The organism is Streptococcus sp. A22 (genome assembly GCF_043674215.1).
Classification (GTDB): domain Bacteria; phylum Bacillota; class Bacilli; order Lactobacillales; family Streptococcaceae; genus Streptococcus; species Streptococcus suis_V.
In genome coordinates, this window is record NZ_JBIMJQ010000019.1 from 1 (window position 1) to 17,567 (window position 17,567).

The window sequence follows — 17,567 nt, forward strand, 5'->3', positions numbered from 1 at the left end:
ATCAAAAATGAGAGAACGAATTTCGTCCTCTCTAGGTGTTAGCTTTTCATCTACCCACTACAGTTGACAAAGAGCCCAAATAAAATTCCTGCTAGCCAGAAGATGACTGCAGGACCTTGGTCTAATCTTGTCTTTTAAACTGGAGCAAGCGGCTGCCTTGGAAGGTCAATTCTCCCTGGTCACCTTCAGCAAGTAGGGCATATTCCTCAGGCTTGACACGAAATTCCCTGCGCTCCTTCTGCCATTCAAAGGTTACATAGTAATTGGTCCTAGCCATTTCATTGCCAAAGACATGAGTGCGCTTGGACACTAGCTTGGCCTGCCGAATTTCCACCGGAGACTGGTTATTGCGATGCCATTCCAAAAAATTTCGGACGATTTGATAGACAACAATCCCCAAAATAATGGTGGCAACTGCATAAATGAATAGCATAATTACATCCACACTTCCACCTGGACCTAAAAGATTGTCAAACATAGTAGATACTCCTTTTACATTTATAAGAATAGTATATCATATTTTGAATGGCCAGGAAATTGAATATTGACTAAAATCATGATAAAATGAAGCATAATTTTGAAATGAAAGTGATGACACAAATGAAAAAACTACTTTTTCTAGGCCTTGCTAGCAGCCTCCTACTGACAGCCTGCACCAACTCAACAACGACACCAAGCAGCACTGAAGAGGCTAATTCAAGCTCTACCCTGCAAACAACTTCTGACTCGACAGCAGCCAGCAAATTCAAAAAAGACCTGGCCTACGCTATCAACAATCCTGACGCCGTTTTTCCACAGTTGAGCCCAGAGGTTGCTGACAATGAGGCCCTGGTCAAGATAAAAACAACCGAGGGAGACATCACCATCAAGCTCTTCCCTGAATTGGCCCCTATGACGGTGGAAAACTTCCTGACCCACGCCAAAGAAGGCTACTACGATGGTACGATTTTCCACAGGGTTATCAAGGACTTTATGATTCAAGGCGGAGATCCCCTGGGCAATGGTACCGGTGGCGAGTCCATTTGGGCTGGCAAGGGGACGACCAAGGATGCCGGCTATGGTTTCAAGGATGAAATTTCTGCCTTCCTCTACAATATCCGTGGCTCTCTTTCCATGGCCAATGCTGGCGCGGGGACAAACGGCAGCCAGTTCTTCATCAACCAAAACACAACCGATATGTCCGGTCAATTGGCTGGCGCAGGCTATCCTGAAAAAATCCTACAAGCCTACAAAAACGGGGGCAATCCAAACCTGGATACCAAGCACACCGTCTTTGGTCAAGTTACCGAAGGCATGGACGTTGTGGATAAAATCGCCGCTGTAGAAACCGGCGAAAACGACAAACCCAAAACAGATGTGAAAATCGAAAGCATCGAAATCCTGAAAGACTACACCTTCCCGACAGAATAGACCAAAACCCAGTCGACGACTGGGTTTTAATCTTTCTCCAAAAAGGCAATCAATGTCTTGGCAGAACGTTCGCCTGCCTGGATGATAAATTCATCAAAGGTAATATTAGCATCGCCTTGAGCCGTGTCGCTCATGGCACGAATGACCAAGAAAGGCTTGCTCAGATTGACTGCTGCCTGGGCAATGGCGGCTCCTTCCATTTCAACAGCAAGGACCTCTGGAAAATGTCCTTTGATGGCCGCAATCTTATCAGCACCTGCAATAAAACTGTCTCCTGTTGCGATCAGACCCACATGGCTGTCGATTTCCTGCTCTGCCAAAACGGCTGTCACCTTCTCAAGCAAGGCCTGGTCAGCCGGGAAATACAGTTCCTGCCCTGACATTTGCCCATAAGCATAGCCGAAGGCTGTCAAATCCACGTCATGGTAGGCTAACTTGTCAGCCACTACCACATCACCGATTGAAATGCCCTCTGCCACTGCACCAGCCGATCCTGTATTGACAATGGCATCAACCTCAAAGCGGTCCACCAAAATGGCCACCGACATGGCTGACATGACCTTACCGATGCCTGACTGGACCAAAACTACCTCATGCTGGCCAAGTTTGCCTTGATAATAGGTTCTGCCAAGCACTTCTGTCTCGACTGGCTCCTGCAAATAGTCCACCAAAACCTTGAGTTCCTGGGGCATGGCTGCGATAATTCCAAATTTCATAATCTCTCCTACCAAAAAATAACCGCTACGATAAACAGAAGAACAAGAATCACTACCCAAAACAAGATTGTATTGACCTTGCTGCGAAAGGCTTCGCGCTTATTGGTCTCAATCCGTCTACTTTTAACAACCGAGGGTTGGACAGGGATGCGGATGGTATGCCCTTCTACATAGCCCTCGTATCCTTCCTCGTCCAGATAGTCCTGAAAATCATCTGGTTCCAAATAGACTTCCTTATCCGGATTATAATGGCCAAACTGACTGGTATCTTCCAGTTTCTGACCCTTCTTAAATCGTTTTAGTATTTCATCTGTCAACAGGGACTTGCCCATGTTTAGACCTACTTTCTCATTAGTTGTGCATATTGAATGGCCATGATGGTCTTGGCGTCGCAAATGTCACCACTTGCCACCAAGTCCAGGGCCTGATCTAAGGTCACTTCATAGAGCTCGATGACCTCGTCCTCATCCATGGGACGGGGATTTTCTACCTTGACCAGATTTTCAGCCAGATAAAGATAGATGCGCTCGTTACAAAAACCAATAGCAGAATAGAAGTCTGCCAAGAGGGTCAGCTTGTCTGTCCGATAGCCGGTTTCCTCTTCCAATTCTCGCAGGGCTGCATCTTCTTGTGTAAATTCTTCACCCAGTTCCAGCTTGCCAGCGGGGATTTCATAAATAGCGCGTTCAATGGCCTTGCGATACTGCTTGACCAAGATAATCTTACTTTCCGTTGTCAGAGCTAGCACACAGACTGCTCCCTTGTGGAAAACCAGCTCACGCTTGCTGGTTCCGCCATTTGGCAGGGCAACATCATCGACAACGACGTCAAAAATTTTGCCCTTAAAAATCTCTGTCCGCTCAATAGTTTTTTCTTCAAAGTTCATGAAAAACTCCTACTTTTGACTAGGGTGGAAAGGAAAACGTTTGGCAGAGCCTTCTTTATTTTCCTGGCGACCGCGACCGATTCCAATCGAATCCGTCGGAACATCTTTGGTAATGGTTGAACCTGCTGCTAGGAGGGCATTATCGCCAACAGTTACCGGTGCAATGATGGTTGAGTTTGAGCCGACAAATACACCATCACCAATCACTGTCTGGTACTTGTGTTGCCCGTCGTAATTGGCTGTAATCGTACCAGCACCGACGTTGACATCTTTTCCGATGGTTGCATTACCGAGATAAGTCAGATGACCAATCTTGGACTGTTCACCGATTGTCGTAGCTTTAACTTCAACAAAGTTGCCGACGTGGGCATCTTTACCAAGAATGGACTGAGGACGGATATGGGCGAATGGCCCCACTGTCACGCCTGTTTCAATGACAGATTCTTCAATATCGGAGTTTGTAATAACCACATCCGCTGCAATCTTGGAATCACGAACTCGGGTGCCGTTGGTCAAAACTGTCCGCTCACCGATGGTCGTTGCGCCCTTGAGGACAACATTGGCCTCGATGACTGCCTCCGCACCGATTTCTACGTCAATGTCAATGTAAGTCGCATCTGGATTGATAAAGGTTACGCCGTTGATCATGTGTTTTTCATTGATCCGCTTGCGCATAACAGCTTCCGCCGTCGCAAGAGCAATACGGTCATTGACCCCCAAACTCTCATCAAAATCACGGAGGATATAGGCCCCGACCTTCTCACCAGCCTGACGGAAAATAGAAATAACATCGGTCAAATAGTATTCCCCTTGGGCATTGTCCGTGTTGATATCCTTGAGAGCCTCGAAGAGACGCTTGTTGTCAAAGAGATAGGTACCTGTATTGATTTCCTTGACCTGTTGTTCGAAATCGCTGGCATCCTTTTGCTCAACGATTTTCAGAACTTCGCCGTCAGCGTTACGGATAATGCGGCCGTAGCCAAAAGGATTGTCCGCCTGAGCAGTCAAAATCGTCGCCACGTTCTTATGACTGATGTGGAAGTTAATCAGATTTTTCAAGCTCTCACCCGTAATCAAAGGTGTGTCACCTGCGATAACCAAAGTCTGGCCCTCAAGACCTGCTAGAGCTGGCTCCGCCATCATGACTGCATGGCCTGTTCCCAACTGCTCTGATTGCAGGGCAAACTCGGACTGACCTTCAAGGACCGCTTGGACCAATTCTGCCTTGTGACCCACAATTGTCACGGTCTTGGCAGGATTGACAGCATCCACAGCTCGCTTGACATGCTCCAACATGGTGATGCCTGCCACCTTATGGAGAACTTTTGGCAGGTCTGACTTCATACGGGTTCCCTTGCCCGCCGCTAGGATAATTGCATAATTATTGCTCATGATTTACTCTCTTTTCATAGATACTGCTACCATTATAGCAAATTTTGATTGTTTTGGAAAATGGCAGAGCAAAAATCAAGTCTGCATTGGATAAAGAAAAAGAGGTCGAAACCTCTTTAGAATTTATGGAGCCATTTTCTATAGTCCAGTTCGGATAACAAAGTGGCACTAAAAACTGCTAGTAACATAGTGAACCAATTATCTGGTAAATCGAGCAGTCCGAAAAACACACCAAAGACGGACAAAAATATAACTATCATCATCAATAATCGCTTCATCTGGTCATCCTCCTGGCCGACAGTTAAAACAAGTGGACACCTCGAAAAATATCTGTCCGTTCCTTATCTGTCAAGCTTTTTAGTTCTTCCCAGACAGATTTTTCCTCGTCTGTGAAACGCAGTTCTGTTCCCGATAGACTAGCATTGGAAACAGCTTGAACCAAGCCCTGCAAACTTATTCCCAGAGCTATCCCCTCGCCCTGCACTACTTCAGCCCGAGTCTGGTCAAGGATTGCAGTCAGCTGTTCTGCCGTTTCAGCACCGATTGACTCTGCCTTACCAGCCAGTATGGGTTTCAACTGGTCCAACAAACCAAGCACTTTTTCTTTGTCCATAAAGACCTCCTTGTGAATCTTTTATTTATGTTTATTATATCAAATCAACAAAAAAATACAAGGAAATACAGAACGTAGACAAACTAAACTCTGGTTAAATAAACTGAGTAGCTCTGCTAAGAAAAATAAAAATTAAGTTTATTTTGCGAGCGGAGTGAGCCCTAAGTCGGGACTTTGTCTACAAACTCGGATATATTCTCTATTTGGGATAGACTAATTCAAATTCTTCGCAGACCACCAGCATATCTTCAGTGAAGGTCAGACCTACCTCTTCCAGCCAAATGGTGAAGAGTTCCTCATGAACCTGACGCCAATAGGACAGACTACGATCACCCTCGCCCTCTCTCCAAGCATGTTCTTCCGAAACCTGCGAAAAAGGGGTGACATAAACTTTTGTCGTTTTAATAATACAAACGGCATTACCTTGGCTATCCAGAATGATGTCGTAACCACCAGTCTGTGGAATCTCCTCCCCTTCTAGTTCGTAAAGTGGGTAAGCAGAGCTGGTTGCCGTCTTGATTCCACGCGCCACTAGGTCTGCTAATTCATCTGGTACCGCACCAAAAGCCCAAGCCTCTGGCTCAGGGCCCGCCTGCGGATTGACTGTCAAGTATTCTTGCCATAATTGTGTTGGAATCATTATTTTTCTTTACTTTCTAGCCAACTAGCTCTGGTCAGACGGGTCACATGCTCCGTCCGAAACTCACCAATCAGCGGGCACTCGACATTCTCCATCTTGTGCTGATAGGTAAAACTACACTTGACCTGGGCACGCCTGGATTGCTCATTGCCCTCAAAATAGCCACACCAGACAGTTTCTAATTTTAGGGTTTCAAAGGCATGGCAGAGCAGTTTTCGGATTGCCTCTGGAACCAAACCTTGTCCCCAGTAATCACGTCCTAGCCAGTAGCCCAGCTCCGCTTCCTTGTCCGAAGTCGTCAGTTTACTACCACCGCCAATCATCAAACCGATGGCACCGACAGGTTTGCCGGAAACCTTATCCACAAGAGCATAGGTTCCTGACTGAGCAAAGACCGTTTCGATGATATTCCGACTTTCTTCTAAGGATTGGTGGGCTGGCCAGCCTGCACGCGGTCCGATTTCTGGGTCCGAGGCCAGAACAAAGAGATCCTCCGCATCATCCACCGTCCAAGGACGGAGCAATAAACGCGCTGTTTCTAGCATAAATATCTTCTCCTATTTCAAAACTCTAACTATTGATAATCTGCCCTCTACGCAGCAACCAGTTCATCCCAAATAAATCTCTACCTTCTCAAGACTGAGTTCAACGGCCAAGCTGCTTGTTTCCAAATTACCCGGCAGGAGCAAAATCATCCCTGTCTGGGTCATCCTGCCAATGATATTCTGCCTGTCGGGCAATCTGCTCAGCCAATTCCTGACCAAATTGGTCCCGCACAAAACCGAGCACCATATCCATTCCCGCGGAGACACCTGAAGAAGTATAATACTTCCCATCATGGACCCAGCGCGCCTGTCTATTCCAGTTGACAGCTAATCCTTGACTGGTCACCCAGTCAAAAGCAAGTTTATTGCTGGTCGCCTCCTTAGCATCGAGCAGACCCGCTTCTGCTAAGAGGGCGCTGCCAGTGCAAACAGACAAAACAAATGATGCCTGCTCAGCCAGTTGTCCTAAGCTGGTCAAGAAGGCTTCATTTTCAACCAAGGTACGGGTTCCCCGACCACCCGGTAGGAGCAAAACGTCAATAGGACTAGTCAAATCAAGAGGCTGAGTCAGTATTTCTACCCCCTGACGATTGCGGACTAGCCCACCAGCTAGAGACTGATAGGAAAAGTTAATAGCTGGAATACCAGCCAACAATTCCACCGGACCAAATAAATCCAAGGTTTCAAAATCTTCAAATACCAAGGCGATACATTTCATGACTGACCTTCTTCCTTTTTCTTCCATAGGAGCAGACTGATGACGCTGGCTACTGCCCAACCAATGATTAGAAATTTGACAGGATGGGCCATTTGCCAAAAACTCTCACTGGTCTGACCATGTCGATTGGGCAGACCAATGGTGAGAAAGAAAGCCAAGAAAATCAACTGACACCAGAGCGCCGATCGGATAAATGCCAACTTCTTTTTCAACTGCTGCTTTGGCACTTCAAACAGATAAAATGACATCAGATAGGCATTCAAAATGAGCAAATAAACCAAGGCGCTGGGCCAGCCCCACCAGAATTTTGTAATTAGCAACAAGACTATGGGAACAAGCATGGTCTTGACCAAGCCTAGTAAAACATTTTTCATCATTTCAAACTCCAACCACCATCAATGGTAATTATCTGGCCTTGCATGGAGGCAAGTTTGCCAGTAGCCAACATGAAGGTCAGCTCTGCGATTTCGCTGGGTTGGGACCAGCGTCCGATAGGGGTCTGGTCTGCTACCCAATCCGCCAAGCCTCCCGGTTCAAAATCGGCAGCCGTCATACCTGTCTGAACCGCGCCCGGTGCAATGCCGAACACCTGGACCTTGTCCTTGGCATAGTCCAATGCCAACTGCTTGGTAAAACCTGCCAAAGCGTGCTTGGAGGCTGTATAGGCAGAACCGCCGCCACCAGCCAGACTAGAGGCAATGGAACACATGGTAATGATGGTCCCCGATTTTCTAGCCACCATTTTTTCCAAATAGGGGCGGGTCAGTCTAGTCACCGAGAAAAAGTTGACGGCGAAGAGTTGCTCTAATGCTTCATCGGTGACTTGCAAGTGAGGCTTATAATCGTCCAAAGCGCCAGCCGTGTGAAGGAGCAAATCAACTTCCTGACACCAGTCAAATACAGGCGATAAATCGCCTGTCAGGTCTAACTGTAGAAAGTGGAAATCGCCTGCCAAATCAGGCTTGCTGGCCTGGTCAATCCCGAAGATACGCCAGCCATTTTCCAAAAAAATCTTAGCCTGTGCTAGACCAATGCCGCTGGAAACGCCGGTAATGAGGGCTGTCTTAGTCATGGACTTCTACCCAGTCGGTCGCTAGAACGTCGCAGGGGGTCGGGCTCCACATGGAAAAGCCCTCACCCTCGCCGGTCACGTTGATGAGGAAATAGGGCGTCGCCTCCAGCTTTTGCCCGTGGACCTCGATGGTGTCAAAGAGCTGGACGTAGTTCTCCGCTCCGCCCCAGCCTGTGCGTACGTACTTTTTCTTGGCTTTTAAGCCCGGTAAAATCTCTTCAAATGTCATGGTTTACTCCTTTGTGAATTCGTCTGTTTGGCAAATAAATAGAAAATGGTTGCTGTCTCCGAGTAAATGGGAATCCTTGCAGTGAGCAAAATGCCAGTCCAGATAGGTCTGATAGGTCCTCTGGTCCATAGCATTGATCTGGGGAGCCAGCATTTCAGCAAATCCGTCAGTGGCAAGGATAGAAAGAATAGACAGACCAGCTTGTTCCAGCATTTCTTGACACTCCTTCAGGGTAAAGAACACAAAAGGCCTATTCTTGACGCGTCCTTTCTCTGCCTGAAAACCGCTGTCTTGAGCCGTTAGATAGTAGGGATTGCGAGCAGTTTCTGTCATCGGTATCATGTCATGATTGATAAAAGCGATGAACAGCTTGCCTCCTGGTGCCAGAAGTCGCTTGGCTTGGCGGAGGGTCTCCTCACGGTCTGCTACTTGCGATAGGTGGTAGAGCGGTCCGAACAGTAAAACGATGTCAAAATATCCGCTGGGAAACTCTTCCAGTTCCAAGGAGCTTTTCTGCTGGGCTTCTAGATTGGTTAGCTGGCTAGCCGCAATCTTTTCTGTCAATCTTTGGTAGTTTCGAGTAGCAGGCTCTAGTGCGACTACTTCCCTAGCAATCTTTGCAAGAGGAAAAGAATAAACTCCCGTCCCTGCTCCGATGTCCAATATTTTAGACTGGTCCGTCACATACTTTTCCAACTCACGAAAAGTTGTCAAAAATTCAACCTGTCCAGCTTGACTGACCAACCGCTCATCCTCGTTAAAAACAGAATACAAGGCATCATTGCGTTGCAAATCGTCTTCGATGCGAAGAATTTCCTCAAACTCCATATAGGCACCTCCTATTTTTCTTTATTATACCAAAAATATCAATCCTTTACTGTCTCTTTCTCACCAACAAAACCGCAGTTCCAATCCAAAAGGCCATAGCTGGCAGAATGAGCAAAATCAGATTAAGCCAAACCGGAACGGTCATAGTCATATGTACGACTCCGCTCAACACTATAAAAAGATAAGTCGGTAAAAAGACATAGCGGACCAACTTTTCCTTTTGGAAGAATAGCAGAGCGAGACCAATGAGGAGGACTGGAATCAGGCTTGTCCAACCAGTCAAAGAGATGTCTGTACCATCCGGCAATAGGATGAAACGACCGACCAAAATTGCTACATAGACCAGTGGAAAACCAATATAGGTCGCCCAAATCTTCAGCTTAGAAGTTTGGTAAATCAAGTTCCGTAACAAGAGCATGATGCCAGCCGGCAATAGAAAGGCCAGCAAACTATCACACACCAGAGCTAACCAGTTAAATTGGACTGTGCCTGATCCTGCGAATTCAATAAGAAATTGACTGCCGACGTATACCAGCCAGACAAGCCCTGCCAGGCGACCAACTTCCTTGACTCCAATCGGAGGCAAATAGTTCAACAAATCATCCGCCATCTGCTTGCTATCTTTTCCTAAGAATTCCTCGGCCGAAAGCCCGGCTTTTTGGGCTTCCAGAACATCTTGGTAAATGGATAAAAGCTGGGCAGTCACAGCTTCTTCCTGCCTGTGGAAGATCGAGGTAATCATCATGTAGCCATTGATTCGGCCCATATACTCCTTATTTTCCTTGGTCAGTTGGTCTTCAATCACCTCAATTTGCTTACGGTATTCCATGTGCTTCAACATCCTACTCTCCTTTCAATCACTGAACCTTTTGAACCAATTCCGTCCATTGGCTCCAGAAATCTTCTAAATAAACTTTGCCCTGGTCTGTCAGATAAAAATACTTCCTATCGGGCCCATCCGAAGATGGTTTTATCTCTCCAAGGATATAACCATGCTTCTCTAATTTTTGCAAGAGGGGATAAACTGTACCGCCAACCATGTTTTCAAATCCTGACTGTCTTAGCTTTTGGACCAATTCATAGCCATAAATCTCCTTCTGGCTGATAATTTGTAATACACAGCCATCCAAGACACCTTTTAATAATTGCGTTTCTCTCACAAGATTCTCCACTTTTTTTCATCATCTGAAACAAGGTCTGTTAGGTAACACAGACCAACGACCGCCATTGGAATACCTATAAGCCACGATTTCGTAAGAAAACCTACAACAAATGCATTCACAATAAAAATGATCCCAATTATTTGACTCGTTTTCACAATGCCCTACTAGTTTGTTTTACCTATTAGATTGTATCTATAGTGTAACACAACTCAACTAGTATGTAAAGCAAATTAGTGAAGATTTTCAAAAAATTTAAAAATAAAAAACTTGAGGTTGCCCCCAAGTTTACAGGTGAATGATTTTCTTATAGGCTCCTGTGGTAATAGCATAGATTAGCAGATAAACCAGCAGATAGCCCACACAGATAGCCAGAGTCACTTGCAGTATCAGCTCTGCATTGACCACACCGATAGACAACAAGATAGACGATAGCATCTTGTAGGCAAAGGATAGATGGACAAAGGCAAGTAGGATAGGCAGGAAGAAAACTGTCAGCAATTGCTTGCGAATGGACTGTCTGGTTTGTAGCTCGTCAAGGCCGACCTTTTGCATGATGACAAAGCGACTTCTGTCCTCGTGAGCCTCTGAAATCTGCTTGAAGTAGATAACCAGGGTTGTCGCCATGAGAAAGACTAGTGACAGGAGCAGGCCGATAAAGAAGAGCGAACCCGCAAAGCTGAAGTAATTCCGTATGCTCCAAGCGCGATAACCTAAACTAATGGATGAAAAACCATCTGTTAAACTATCTGACCAAAGCTGATTTTCAAAAGTGCTTGAAAGGAATAATTCCTGGACTGCAACCTGCTCTTCTTCCGATAGACTAGATGTATAACCTAGATAGGTATGTTCAATCCCGTCAACCTCTATACTATTCCTGTCCTTGACGATTAGGATAAGAAATTTGGGCAGAACTTCTGAAAGATGAAATGGAATATGCCCCTCCACTGGGTTTTTGCTGAAAACCTGACCAACCTGCCAGTCTTTATTGGCAAAGGATAGTATTTGACCACTTGTAAAAGTAGTCATTGGGCTAAAGATAGCGATTTGGTCCGAACCTAGCCCCAGAGACTGACCTGTCATTTCTTGATAGGTTGCTTCATCCAAAATGGCTGCATAGCCAAAATCATCCTCAAAACCAATCTGTGCAACCTCTTCTTCTGACAGGACCTGCAGGGTCTGGTCGGTCACCTTAGAAAGTTGAACTTCCTTGTAGTCGTAGCGCACACGGTCCTTGACTGCTATGCCTGTATTTTCCATCAGCTGATCTGCCAATGCCGGTACCTGGTCCTGTTCAAGCTGATTCACAATTCCTACATCCAAGGAGAAATCATGGGGATTTTGCTTGTTCACATAATCCTTCCCACCGATATAAATATTGAGTCCCCCAACCAGGGTCACTAGAAACATGGTAGATAGGATAGTAATGGTCGCAAGACCCATGGCATTCTTCTTCATGCGGAAGACCAGATTGGAAATCGAAATGAAGTTAGCCGGCTTGTAGTAATAGGTCTGGCGTTTTTTCAGCCAATGGAGCCAGCTGATGATGCCTGCATTAAAGAGCAGATAGGTGGCGAGAATGACCAGCAAAACCGCTCCAAAGAAACCTGGAATGGCACTGATCGGCGATGTCACTGTCTGTGCAATGGTATAACCTGCCACCAGCAAGCCCAAACCAACTAGGGTCTGAAGCCAGAGGAACTTGTTCTTCTTATCTCCGCTCTTTCTATCCTTGACCAGCTGGAGCGAGTCGGTCATGCCAAGTTTGCCAGCGTTAAATAGGTTGACCAGGAAGAAGATAGCCAGGAGATAGGCTGTCACCAGAAAGACATTTGACAGCTGAAATGTGGACACAAGAATCACTGGCATTTGCATGGCTTTGAGGAGAATGGCATAAAATAGCTTGTCCAAGGCCATTCCCAAAAGTAAGCCTAGGAAGATGGACAGGAGGGAAAAGACTAGATTTTCCAGGAAATTCATGAAGAGCAGGTGCTTTTTCTCCAGACCTAGGATGCTGTAGAGACCCAGCTCCTTGGACCGCTGTTTCATGACAAAGCCGTTGGCGTAGATAATCATAATGGCTACAGCAATCATGACCACAATCATGCCAAAGCCCAGCACCTGGATGACTCCGTTGGCCCCCTTGACTTGGCCAAGTTGGGGATGAAAGGCCAGGGAGGCGAAGATATAGGAGATGGCGGTGGACAGGACGGTCATGATGGCATAGGGCAGGTAGATAGTGTGGTTTTTCCGCAGATTGGTCAGGGCCAATCGTAAACTTAGTCCCAGCATATTACTCACCTCGATTCGCCATTAGGGTCAGAGTATCTGAAATAACCTGATACATTTCCTGGCTAGTCCGGTCGCCACGATAGACTTGATTGTAGAGGATGCCGTCCTTGATAAAGAGGACCCGCTTGGCCCGGCTGGCTGCCGCAACGGAGTGTGTCACCATGAGAATGGTCTGCCCTGCCTGATTAATCTGCTCAAAAATGTCCAGCAAAGTGGCAGATGACTTGGAATCTAGGGCTCCTGTCGGCTCATCCGCCAGCAGTAAATCCGGTCGGGTAATAATGGCACGCGCCACCGCTACCCGCTGCTGCTGACCACCGGAAATCTCGTAGGGCATCTTGTCCTGCAAGGTCGCAATTTCCAGACTATTTAGGGTATGGACCAGCCGCTTATTCATCTCATCAATCGGGTACTGGGACAGGACCAAGGGCAGGAGGACATTGTCCTTGACAGACAAGGTATCCAGCAGGTTGAAATCCTGAAAGACAAAGCCCAGTTTCTCCCGACGAAAGGCAGACGCCTCCTTACTCTTGATAGCCTGAGTATCCACCCCCTTGAGCAGGACCTTCCCCTGAGTGGGCTTGTCCAGGGTTGCCAGGATATTGAGCAGGGTGGTCTTACCAGAACCTGACTCACCCATGATGGCCAGGTATTCGCCCTCCTCCACCGTAAAATGGATATCCTTGAGAGCCTCGACCTGCCCCGCCATAAACCGAGAACTATAAATCTTTTGTACATGTTGCACGTCTAGTAGAACCATGATACTTCTCCTTTGGAAACTGTATTCACAAGTGCGGTCATTGAGATAAGTGATAGTTTTTGCTAATCAAGGGCTATGAGGGACAGCAAACTATCCTTAAATCAGGTACCGAACTGTGAATACAAGTTCTTATTTTTATAATCCCATTTTACAGTTTCAACCCAAGACCTGCCATAGCCCAAACTTTCATTTGCCTTACAAAATTGTCACTTAATCCAAGGCCAGTTCTGTCTCTTTTATCCCAATCCGAACTTCAGTGCCTTGGCCTAGCTTGGATTTTAGGGTGAGGGAATAGCCCAGCTCCGCAGCGATTTTCTTAGAGAGATAAAGCCCAAGGCCCGAAGACTGTTGGGTTCTACGACCGTTGAAACCTGAAAAACCACGCTCAAATATCCGCTGCAGGTCACTCTCCGCAATCCCCAGACCCGTATCTCGAATGACCAGGTCATGACCGTCTAGGAAAATGGAAATGGTCCCATTCTCACAATATTTGAGGGCATTGGAGAGGACTTGTTCAATCAAGAGACCCAGCCAGCGTTTGTCTGTCTTTAGGACTCGCGATAGGTCTCCCAAATCCAGCTTGGTTCTGGCCTGGATGAAAAAGAGGGAATATTTTTTAATCAGGCTCTTGACCAGTTCTTCCAGGTCCACCCGCTCAATAACCAGGTCGTCATGGAAGGATTGCAGGCGGAGATAATTGAGGACCAGACCTGTGTATTGCTCGATTTTGAAAAGTTGATTTTCCAGCTGGTAACGGATGTCTGGCTGGTCGATTTCCTTGGCCAGGAGCTGACTGGCAGCGATAGGAATCTTCATCTGGTGGGCCCAGAGGGTATAGTAGTCGTCCAATTCGGTCTTGGCTTGAAGTTGCTGCTCCTGCAAGAGCTTGTTTTGGGCTTCTAACTGCTGGACCTTTTCCTGCAAATACCGCTCTGCTGGGCTGCCTGATGCCGCCTGCTGGCCACGCCAGTATTTACCAAAGCGAGAAACATCCGCCAACAAGTCCCAGCCTAATGCCAAGAGCCAGACCAGGCTCAGGAGCAAGAGACCATAGGAGATGAGGGGGCGGTCCAGCTCAAAGAGGTAACTGAGGCCGTAGATGAAGAGGGCCAGGGCCGGGTAGGCCAGGAGATAGGGCAGGCGGTGGCGGATCCAGCTGGTCAGAAAGAGCCGATAATCTTCTCTAGTCATGAGCTTTCACCAGGCCGTAGCCGACCCCTTTCTTGGTAGCAATCAAGCCCGGTAGCCCCAGTTCATCCAACTTCTTCCGAAGGCGGGCCATGTTGACAGACAAGGTATTGTCATCTACGAAAATATCGCTATTCCAGAGCTGGCGCATGAGCTCCTCCCGGCTGACCACTTCCTGACCATGCTCGAAAAGAACCCGCAAAATCTGAAATTCGTTCTTGGTCAACTCCTCCACCTTCTGGTCGTACTGAACCTGCATGGTTTTAAGGTCAAGGGAAATCTCTCCAAACCAGAGCAGGCTCTGCTCACCAACAAAATCATAGGTCCGACGGAGCAGGCCTTGTATCTTGGCCAAGAGGACCGTCATCTCAAAGGGCTTGGTCACATAATCATCAGCCCCCATGTTAATGGCCATGACAATGTCCATGGGCTGGTCATGAGAGGACAAAAACATAATCGGAATGCGGGAGGTCTTGCGAATTTCCTGGCACCAATAGTAACCGTTGAAAAAGGGCAAACCGATATCCAGGAGAATCAAGTGTGGCTGAAAGCGGTCAATCTGGCTGAGAATATCCTGAAAGTCAGCCACTTCCTCCACCTCATAGCTCCAATTTCGTAAATTCTTGGCCACCAGCTGGCTGATGACCTTATCGTCTTCTATCAATAGAATCTTTTGCATAGGGACCTCCTTGGCTATACTATTATTATATCGTAAAATCGCTCCAGAAACCTTTCAAATTTGTCATTTTCCACAATATCCGCTATACTAAGACTACTATGGCAAACCTACTTGATTACCTAAAAGAAAGTCAATTCGATAGTTTTTATGATCGGCCGCTCAATAAGCTAGATATTTTGGCCCTGACCGAGCTAGCCTATCTGCCCTTCGACAGTCTAGTCCCAGCTGACTTTACTGAAAAAGGCGTCCGAATCGACCAATTAGCAGAAGATTTCGCAGCTAAATACCAGGATGAATTCCCACCTTTTTCTATGGTGACAAAGAGCCGACTAGCCATGTTTCAGTTGCTAGCCCAGGCCAAGCGCTTCAAGCATCTACGGGCCTTTGCCTATGTCGACCAATATGAATTGGACCTGCAGAAACAGTTTGCGGTCATCAGCTACCGCCTAGACCGGCAGACCATTGTCACCTGCTTCCGGGGGACAGATGATACCATTATCGGCTGGAAGGAAGATTTCCACATGACCTACATGGAGGAGATTCCTGCCCAAAAGTCCGCCAAGGAATACTTGGAAGGGCTGATAGAGAGCCAGCCAGGACTGTTTTATATCTCTGGTCACTCCAAGGGGGGCAACCTGGCACTCTATGCCAGCAGCAAGCTTGCGGCTGACTTGCAGGAACGGATTTTACAGGTCTATCCCTACGATGCTCCTGGACTCCATAAGAAACACCTGGAAAGTCCGAGCTACCTGATGCTTGCTGATCGGATCCACCCCATTATCCCGCAAAATTCTGTGGTCGGTATGATGCTGGAAACTCCTGACCATGTTCAAATCGTCCAGAGCAATACCATTGGTCTCCTCCAGCATATTAGCTTTTCCTGGGAAATTAACGGCAACGACTTCAAGCCTGCTCCAGCACTAACAGAGGATAGCTTGCAGGTTGACCAAACCCTCAAAACCTGGACAGCCAGCCTGACAGAGGAGGAATTACAGGAATTTTTCGACCTCTTCTTCGGGCTCATCATGGAGGCTGGTATTGAAAAACTAGCGGACTTGACCGTCAACCCCCTCCAAAAATTGCAGGAAATCGACCGACTGCGCAAGGAATTGCCAGATGAAAAGGCCCAGATGTTGGACAAATTGAGCCGCTTACTAATTGACACCCGCTATAAAATCTGGCTGGAAGGCATCTACCAAAACCTTCCTCATACCAATTTCAAATTGCCTCAGTTCTCCCTCCATTTTCCTAGTCCTGAATTGAAGGTTCCTGGTTTTAAAAACAACACAGAAAACTATGTGAACGATAGAAGGAAGGTCCAGCCGGACGATTTTCTCAGAGTACCCAACTTCAAATTCCCGGATTGGAACGACTGGTTGAGAGGACCAAGCGATAAGAAAGACAAAGAAAACTAGCCTGGAAAAGCTAGTTTTTTCTATTATATTTGATGTTCTAGTCGAGCATTTTATTTTTCAAGATGAGCAACTACTTCTTCAAACATAAGCTTGGTTGACTCAAGACCACCACCTGACAGGTACCAGAGGTCTGGTGTCAGCGTGATGATTTTCTTGTTCTTACCAGCATTGGTATCCTGGATGAGGGCGTTGTTGAGAATGTCCGAATTTTGCGTATCGTCGCCACCGATGGCCAGGGTGCGGTCAACAACAAAGATGATGTCTGGGTTGATCTGGCTGACACTCTCTAAGCTCAGGCTGGAACCGTGACTTCTGCCTTGATTTCCTTGGGTGTTTTCTTTCAGCTTGAGGTCAGTTGGTTGAAAGCCCAATGTCTTATAAATAAAGGAATAACGGCCGTCTGGAGCAATGCCTGCCATACTGCCTTCATTGAGCAGGACAGTTAGAGTGGTCAATTGAGTGTCCTTGTTTTTGTCTTGAGCCGTTTGAACAAGTGTGTCGATATCAGCCAGCTTGCTTTCAGCTTCTTTGACTACCTCGTCTCCGAAGAGTTTTGCCAATTCAGTAGCATTGGTCTTGACAGAGTTCAAATAATCAGAAGTAGAGTTCTCAAAGTATATAGCTGGCGCAATTTTCTCAAACTCTGCCTGCTGGTCCTGCGTACGACTGGACAGGATAATCAAATCCGGTTCCAACTCCGCAACCGTTTCAAGGTTGACTTCGCGCAGATTACCAACGTTTGTAATCTCTTTTTTATCCTTCAAGTCCTTCAAATAGGTTGGCAGGCTGTCTTTTGGCATCCCGACGATAGTGTCTTCCTTGCCAAGGGCACGCAGGCTGTCAGCCACACCGTAGTCCAAAACCACAATCTTTTGGGGATTACTTGGAACGGTTGTCTCACCCGTCGAGGTTTGAATAGTAATGTCCTGAGAGGTGCTGACCTGCTCCGCTGACGAACAAGCAGCTAGAGCAATGATGCTAAAGAGTGCTAAAAATGCGAGTGTGATGCGTTTCATAATTTTTT

Annotated in this window: 22 protein-coding genes; 2 read left to right on the top strand and 20 right to left on the bottom strand. The window is 46.9% G+C overall.

All coding sequences use genetic code 11. The features are described from left to right. Positions 1 to 121: 121 nt before the first annotated feature. Positions 122 to 478 (bottom strand): DUF2500 domain-containing protein, encoded by a 357-nt coding sequence (locus ACHBHN_RS08005; protein ID WP_105110993.1) that lies wholly within the window; start codon positions 476 to 478, stop codon positions 122 to 124. A gap of 122 nt (positions 479 to 600) precedes the next feature. Here ACHBHN_RS08005 and ACHBHN_RS08010 point away from each other — a divergent pair, with 122 nt between their 5' ends. Then, the gene (locus ACHBHN_RS08010) at positions 601 to 1,410 is read left to right on the top strand and encodes a peptidylprolyl isomerase (protein ID WP_394733904.1); all 810 of its coding nucleotides are present in this window, start codon (positions 601 to 603) and stop codon (positions 1,408 to 1,410) included. Positions 1,411 to 1,436: 26 nt separating this feature from the next. Here ACHBHN_RS08010 and ACHBHN_RS08015 read toward each other — a convergent pair whose 3' ends face one another. From ACHBHN_RS08015 to ACHBHN_RS08100, 18 genes are all read right to left on the bottom strand, one after another. Then, positions 1,437 to 2,126, bottom strand: a complete 690-nt coding sequence (locus ACHBHN_RS08015; protein WP_105123221.1) for a 5'-methylthioadenosine/adenosylhomocysteine nucleosidase — start codon at positions 2,124 to 2,126, stop codon at positions 1,437 to 1,439. A gap of 8 nt (positions 2,127 to 2,134) precedes the next feature. Continuing rightward, complete coding sequence (gene macP / locus ACHBHN_RS08020) at positions 2,135 to 2,458, bottom strand: cell wall synthase accessory phosphoprotein MacP (protein WP_172021571.1); 324 nt, start codon at positions 2,456 to 2,458, stop codon at positions 2,135 to 2,137. Positions 2,459 to 2,466: 8 nt separating this feature from the next. Further along, complete coding sequence (locus ACHBHN_RS08025; protein WP_172010053.1) at positions 2,467 to 3,012, bottom strand: NUDIX domain-containing protein; 546 nt, start codon at positions 3,010 to 3,012, stop codon at positions 2,467 to 2,469. Between the two features lie 9 nt (positions 3,013 to 3,021). Then, positions 3,022 to 4,404, bottom strand: a complete 1,383-nt coding sequence (gene glmU / locus ACHBHN_RS08030; RefSeq protein ID WP_172010054.1) for a bifunctional UDP-N-acetylglucosamine diphosphorylase/glucosamine-1-phosphate N-acetyltransferase GlmU — start codon at positions 4,402 to 4,404, stop codon at positions 3,022 to 3,024. A 301-nt stretch (positions 4,405 to 4,705) separates the two neighbouring features. Then, complete coding sequence (locus tag ACHBHN_RS08035; RefSeq protein ID WP_394733905.1) at positions 4,706 to 5,017, bottom strand: hypothetical protein; 312 nt, start codon at positions 5,015 to 5,017, stop codon at positions 4,706 to 4,708. Positions 5,018 to 5,216: 199 nt separating this feature from the next. Then, on the bottom strand, positions 5,217 to 5,657 hold the full coding sequence (locus ACHBHN_RS08040) for an ASCH domain-containing protein (protein ID WP_394733906.1): 441 nt from the start codon (positions 5,655 to 5,657) through the stop codon (positions 5,217 to 5,219). Continuing rightward, entirely contained in the window at positions 5,657 to 6,202 is a 546-nt protein-coding gene (locus tag ACHBHN_RS08045; RefSeq protein WP_394733907.1) for a GNAT family N-acetyltransferase, read from the bottom strand. Before ACHBHN_RS08045 ends, ACHBHN_RS08040 begins: the two co-directional genes overlap by 1 nt. A gap of 127 nt (positions 6,203 to 6,329) precedes the next feature. After that, a complete protein-coding gene (locus ACHBHN_RS08050; RefSeq protein WP_394733908.1) occupies positions 6,330 to 6,920 on the bottom strand; it encodes a DJ-1/PfpI family protein in 591 nt (196 codons plus the stop codon). Then, on the bottom strand, positions 6,917 to 7,297 hold the full coding sequence (locus tag ACHBHN_RS08055; protein ID WP_394733909.1) for a hypothetical protein: 381 nt from the start codon (positions 7,295 to 7,297) through the stop codon (positions 6,917 to 6,919). Before ACHBHN_RS08055 ends, ACHBHN_RS08050 begins: the two co-directional genes overlap by 4 nt. Beyond that, positions 7,294 to 7,992, bottom strand: coding sequence for a 3-oxoacyl-ACP reductase (locus ACHBHN_RS08060; RefSeq protein WP_394733910.1), 699 nt, complete (start codon positions 7,990 to 7,992; stop codon positions 7,294 to 7,296). Before ACHBHN_RS08060 ends, ACHBHN_RS08055 begins: the two co-directional genes overlap by 4 nt. Then, on the bottom strand, positions 7,985 to 8,221 hold the full coding sequence (locus tag ACHBHN_RS08065; protein WP_004194840.1) for a DUF2829 domain-containing protein: 237 nt from the start codon (positions 8,219 to 8,221) through the stop codon (positions 7,985 to 7,987). Before ACHBHN_RS08065 ends, ACHBHN_RS08060 begins: the two co-directional genes overlap by 8 nt. Positions 8,222 to 8,224: 3 nt before the next feature. Then, a complete protein-coding gene (locus ACHBHN_RS08070) occupies positions 8,225 to 9,049 on the bottom strand; it encodes a class I SAM-dependent methyltransferase (protein WP_394733911.1) in 825 nt (274 codons plus the stop codon). 46 nt (positions 9,050 to 9,095) lie between these two features. Further along, the gene (locus ACHBHN_RS08075; protein WP_394733912.1) at positions 9,096 to 9,890 is read right to left on the bottom strand and encodes a hypothetical protein; all 795 of its coding nucleotides are present in this window, start codon (positions 9,888 to 9,890) and stop codon (positions 9,096 to 9,098) included. A gap of 16 nt (positions 9,891 to 9,906) precedes the next feature. Next, entirely contained in the window at positions 9,907 to 10,209 is a 303-nt protein-coding gene (locus tag ACHBHN_RS08080) for a PadR family transcriptional regulator (protein ID WP_394733913.1), read from the bottom strand. Between the two features lie 288 nt (positions 10,210 to 10,497). After that, entirely contained in the window at positions 10,498 to 12,501 is a 2,004-nt protein-coding gene (locus ACHBHN_RS08085) for an FtsX-like permease family protein (protein WP_105137781.1), read from the bottom strand. Position 12,502: 1 nt separating this feature from the next. Further along, a complete protein-coding gene (locus tag ACHBHN_RS08090; protein ID WP_394733914.1) occupies positions 12,503 to 13,261 on the bottom strand; it encodes an ABC transporter ATP-binding protein in 759 nt (252 codons plus the stop codon). A gap of 210 nt (positions 13,262 to 13,471) precedes the next feature. Beyond that, positions 13,472 to 14,452 carry a sensor histidine kinase gene (locus tag ACHBHN_RS08095; protein ID WP_105137779.1) on the bottom strand — a complete coding sequence of 327 codons (981 nt, stop codon included), beginning with the start codon at positions 14,450 to 14,452 and terminating at the stop codon, positions 13,472 to 13,474. Then, positions 14,445 to 15,128, bottom strand: coding sequence for a response regulator transcription factor (locus ACHBHN_RS08100; RefSeq protein WP_105123205.1), 684 nt, complete (start codon positions 15,126 to 15,128; stop codon positions 14,445 to 14,447). The genes ACHBHN_RS08095 and ACHBHN_RS08100 overlap by 8 nt, the downstream gene beginning before the upstream one ends. Positions 15,129 to 15,226: 98 nt before the next feature. On the opposite strand from ACHBHN_RS08100, the gene ACHBHN_RS08105 reads away from it, so the two are divergent. Next, a complete protein-coding gene (locus tag ACHBHN_RS08105; protein WP_105160683.1) occupies positions 15,227 to 16,543 on the top strand; it encodes a DUF2974 domain-containing protein in 1,317 nt (438 codons plus the stop codon). 50 nt (positions 16,544 to 16,593) lie between these two features. On the opposite strand, the gene ACHBHN_RS08110 is transcribed toward ACHBHN_RS08105, so the two are convergent. Further along, the gene (locus tag ACHBHN_RS08110) at positions 16,594 to 17,559 is read right to left on the bottom strand and encodes an ABC transporter substrate-binding protein (RefSeq protein WP_105160639.1); all 966 of its coding nucleotides are present in this window, start codon (positions 17,557 to 17,559) and stop codon (positions 16,594 to 16,596) included. Positions 17,560 to 17,567: the final 8 nt, after the last annotated feature.